4 protein-coding genes are annotated in these 2895 nt (G+C 70.1%); all 4 read right to left on the reverse strand.

Features of this window, described 5'->3' with window-relative positions; translation table 11 throughout:
* Window positions 1-33 precede the first annotated feature (33 nt).
* On the reverse strand, window positions 34-1389 hold the full coding sequence (locus Q7W29_08575) for a secretin N-terminal domain-containing protein (GenBank protein MDO9171872.1): 1356 nt from the start codon (window positions 1387-1389) through the stop codon (window positions 34-36).
* 19 nt (window positions 1390-1408) lie between these two features.
* Window positions 1409-1894 carry a hypothetical protein gene (locus tag Q7W29_08580; GenBank protein MDO9171873.1) on the reverse strand — a complete coding sequence of 162 codons (486 nt, stop codon included), beginning with the start codon at window positions 1892-1894 and terminating at the stop codon, window positions 1409-1411.
* Between the two features lie 2 nt (window positions 1895-1896).
* On the reverse strand, window positions 1897-2427 hold the full coding sequence (locus tag Q7W29_08585) for a hypothetical protein (GenBank protein MDO9171874.1): 531 nt from the start codon (window positions 2425-2427) through the stop codon (window positions 1897-1899).
* A partial coding sequence (locus Q7W29_08590) for a hypothetical protein (GenBank protein MDO9171875.1) occupies window positions 2424-2895 on the reverse strand: 472 nt, incomplete at its 5' end. The genes Q7W29_08590 and Q7W29_08585, both read right to left, overlap by 4 nt.

Here is a 2895-nt window from a genome sequence, read left to right on the forward strand (position 1 = left end):
TGCCGTGGCGACGGGTCAAAAGGCCGTGGCCGGTCACCGGACCGCAGGCTCGCCGGCGGCGGCGTCCAGCGCGTCCTGGTCCGCGATCTCCCCGAGCACCCGCTCCATCTTCGCGTTCTCGACGGCGGTCGACGGCAGGGCACTGCCGGAATCCCCGACGATCTTCGGCGTGATCTCGATCACCAGGTCGTAACGGGTGACCTCGTTGCGGGTGTGCCGGAAGAGCGCGCCCAGCAGGGGGATGTCGCCGAGCAGCGGCACCTTCTTGACCGTCTCGCGCTTCTCCTCGGAGAGCAGGCCGCCGAGGTAGATGGTCTGGCCGTCGTTCACGCGGACCGTCGTCTGCGCGCGGCGCGTCGAGGTCTGCGGCAGGTCGGCGTCCGGGCCCACGAACTTCAGGATCCGCGAGACCTCGGGCTGGACCAGGACCGTGATCATGCCGTCCTCGGTCAGGCGCGGGGTGATGACCAGCTTCACGCCGACGTCGATCTTCTCCAGCTGGACGCTCTGCAGCGTGCCGCCGGCGGCGCCGGGGGACTGCAGCGAGGTGATGACCACCGGCACCGTCTCGCCGGCGAAGATCTCGGCCACCTGGCCGTCGAGCGTCGTGATCTCGGCGTTCGAGAGCAGGCGGGCGGTGTCGTCGGTGAGCAGGGCTTCGATGGCCAGCTCGAAGGTCTGGTCCTGGCGGTAGAGCCGGTGGAGGTCGCCGAACTCCGTGTAGTCGACGTTCGTGGGCAGGCCGCCGACGGTGCTGGCGCCGTGGTAGCCCTCGGTCACCATGGTCGACAGCTTGGTGATCTTCTCCCAGTCGATGCCGAGCTCCTCCAGCCGCGAGACGTTGACCTCGATCAGTCGGGCCTCGAGCATGACCTGACGGGGGCGGGTGTCGAGGCGGGCGATGACCTGCTCGGCCTGCTCCAGCTCGGACTGCGTCGCCCGCAGGATGACGCGGTGGTGTTCGACGTCCATCGAGACGTTCTTGGTGATCACCTCGAGGGCCTTGGCCACGTTCTCGGGGTTCGCGTGCTGCAGGTCGTAGACCCGGGTGACGAGGCCCGTGCGGGACTCCAGCCGCGCCAGGTCGGCCACCAGGATGGTGCCCCCCACCCGTTCGTAGCCGAGCCCGGCGGCCCGCACCACGAGGTTGAGGGCCTCCTCGAAGGGCGTGTCGCTCAGGCGGATGGAGATCGTCCTGGTCGCCACCTCGGGGCTGGTGACGATGTTCAGGCCGCTGCGGTCCGCGAGGATCCGCAGCACGTCGGCGATCGACGTGTCCGTCGCCTGGAGCGTCACCAGCTGGACGGGCGCCGTCGCCGCCGCCGGGAACGGGGCCAGGGCGGTCAGACCGGTGATCGCCAGCGCGATCCAGAGCACATGGTTCTTCATCTCGAATCTCCTTCTGCGGTCAGGGCAGGGCGATGCTTTCGCCGCCCTTGGTCATGGTGACCGTTTCCTTCGTGATCGCGGTCACTTTCCAGCCTTGGAACTCGTCTCCCGGGCGCAGCCAGCCGGAACGCACGCCGTCGAGGCTCACCTGCGCCGTGGGGTTGATGTTGTCGTAGAGCAGGGCGCAGAGGCCCGGCTTGGCCGGCGGCGACGCGTCTTCGCCGCCGGACACGACGCGTCCGGGGCGCGGGCCCGCGGCGGCCGCCGTGCGGAACGGATCGCGCCGGCCGGGGACGGCCTCGTCGATCAGGCTGTCGCGCCGGCACAGCGCGGCGATGTTCACGCCGGCGGGGGCGGCGGCCTCCGCCGCCGCGGTCGGACCGGCGATCGGCGCCAGCACGGCGCGGACGGTCCCGGCGCTGCGCAGGCCGAGGATCGCCAGGAGGGCGAGCATCACCGCGATGCCGATCTGCGTGAACCGCTTGTCCTGCAGGCCGCTTTGCATCGTCACTCCTTGCCCGTCGAGTCGTAGATGGAGATGTTGAAGCGGCCCTCGAGCTCGCTGGTGCCGACCTGGGTGCGGATGTCGAACGCCTCGACGGAAGCCAGGCGGGGGCCGGACTCCAGGTTGCGGACGAAGGTCTGCATGTCGGCGTAGCCGCCCTGGGCGCGCAGGCTGAAGTCGGAGCGCTTGACGCCGCTGAACTGCTTGTCGCCGGCGGTCGTCAGGCTCAGGCGGACCAGCCGGGAGTGGTCCAGCAGCAGGCCCAGGTAGGTGGCCGGGTCGGCGTCGGGCGCCATGGACAGCTCGGAGAGGTCGCTGAGGCCCAGGTGCTCCGCCAGTTCGTCGCTCTGGCCCTCCATCTGCTGTTGCGTCCGGATCTGGGCGAGCAGGCGGCTGCGCTCCTCGATCAGGCTGCTGAGCTCGCGCAGGCGCGGCCGGGCGAAGCCCATCTCGACGACCAGCCCGACGACGAGCAAGAGGCCGGTGGCCGCGAGGAAGACGGCGATCCGGTTGTCGATGAACCTGCGCATCATGGCTTGTCCTCCGTCTGTTCGCAGCTGACCTCGAATTCGCCCGTGTCGCTGTCGCGGATGTCCCCCAGGGCGACGTCGGGGAATTCCGAGCCGACGCGCTCGTCGTCGCGCAGCCTGCGCACGAACTCGGTGACCGCGGCCAGGGAGTTGGCGCTGTGCCTGACCTCGCCCTTGATCCGCAGGTGCGGCTGCTCGTGCTGCCCCCGGGAGCGTCCCTCGACCTCGCTGAACACCAGTTCGGGGCTGCAGCTGTCGGCGATGGCGGCCAGCTTCGGCGTCCAGTCGAGACGGTTGCCGCGGTGGGAGAGCAGCTCCGTCGCCAGTTCCAGTTCCGGTCGCGGGTGCGTCAGCGACTGCAGCCTGGCTTCCAGCACGGGCATCTCGTCGCGCAGCTGGGTGGCACGCTCGCGCAGGAGGTGGTCGCTGACCATCAGCACGCCGACCAGCATGATCTCGAGCCCCAGCAGG

The sequence above is a fragment of the bacterium genome (assembly GCA_030654305.1).
Lineage (GTDB): Bacteria > Krumholzibacteriota > Krumholzibacteriia > LZORAL124-64-63 > LZORAL124-64-63 > PNOJ01.